We start from the raw sequence: 1,252 nt of genomic DNA, 5'->3' as shown, positions 1-1,252 counted from the left end.
CTGCGGCTCCGCCCCCGCCACCGGCGCCCGCCGAGGCAGGGGAGGCGCCGCGCGCCAGCGAACGCGAGCGTGCCGCCGCCTACCAGGCGCTGCACCGCGCCTTGTTGGCCGGGCTGCCGACTCAGGTGGGCCATCGCACCGAGAAGGGCGATTTCCTGGCGCCGCGGCAGCGTCGCTTCCTGCTGTTCCCCGGTTCGGCGCTTGCCCGCAAGCCGCCGCCGTGGGTGCTGCCGGCGACGCTGCTGGACACCCAGAAGGTGTGGGGCCTGACCAACGCGGCGATCGAGCCGGATTGGGTGATCGCCGAGTTGCCGCATCTGCTGGCGCGCAAGCATTTCGATCCGCACTGGTCGCGCGCGCAGGGGCAGGTGCTGGCCTCCGAGCAGATCAGCCTGTTCGGGCTGGTGCTGGCGCCGAAGAAGCCGGTGCACTACGGCCGCATCGATCCGCCCGGCGCGCACGAGCTGTTCGTGCGCCAGGGCCTGGTGCCGGGCGAGATCAACACCCGCGCCAGCTTCGTCGCCGACAACCAGAAGGTGCTGGCGCAGGCGCACGAGGAGGAGGCCAAGCTGCGTCGCGCCGGCATCGTCGCCGACGAGGACTGGCAGGCGCGCTGGTACCTGGACCGGATTCCCGGCGAGATCCATTCCGCCTCCGGCCTGGACGCCTGGTGGAAGGCGCTGGCGCCGGAGCAACGGCGCGCGCTGCACTGGTCGCTGGCCGACCTGTTGCCGGGCGAGGGCAGCGCCGCCGAGCGCTATCCCACGTATTTCCCGCTGGGCGATGCGCGGCTGCCGCTGCACTACCGGTTCGAACCCGGCGCGGCCGATGACGGCGTGACCCTGGAGGTGCCGGTGCACCTGCTCAACGCGCTGGACCCGGCGCGGCTGTCGTGGCTGGCGCCGGGCTTCGTCACCGACAAGGCGGCGGCGCTGATCCGCAGCCTGCCCAAGGCGCTGCGGCGCAACTACGTGCCGGCGCCGGACTTCGCGCGTGCGTTCTACGAGGCGTTCCCGCAGCCCAGCGCCGACGACATCCGTGGCGAGCTGGCGCGGTTCCTGCAGCGCGCCACCGGCGCGCCGCTGAGTGCGCTGGAGTTCGACGAGAGCACGCTGGAGCCGCATCTGCGCATGAACCTGCGCTTGCGCGACGAGGCGGGCAAGGTGCTGGCCGAATCGCGCGACCTGGACGCGCTGCGCGCGCGCTTCGGCGAACGTGCCGGGCAGGCCTTCGCCGCGCGCGCCGGCCGCGC

General features: G+C 73.4%; 1 protein-coding gene. It reads left to right on the top strand.

Translation table 11 applies throughout. The features are described from left to right. Positions 1-1,252: DUF3418 domain-containing protein (locus tag D180_RS14120; protein ID WP_043091005.1), on the top strand; the 1,252-nt coding region annotated here is incomplete at both ends.

The organism is Xanthomonas sp. SHU 166 (assembly GCF_000364685.1).
GTDB classification, from domain to species: domain Bacteria; phylum Pseudomonadota; class Gammaproteobacteria; order Xanthomonadales; family Xanthomonadaceae; genus Xanthomonas_A; species Xanthomonas_A sontii.
The sequence above is the reverse complement of the archived record's forward strand: the minus strand, read 5'-3'. Positions and strand labels throughout refer to the sequence as shown.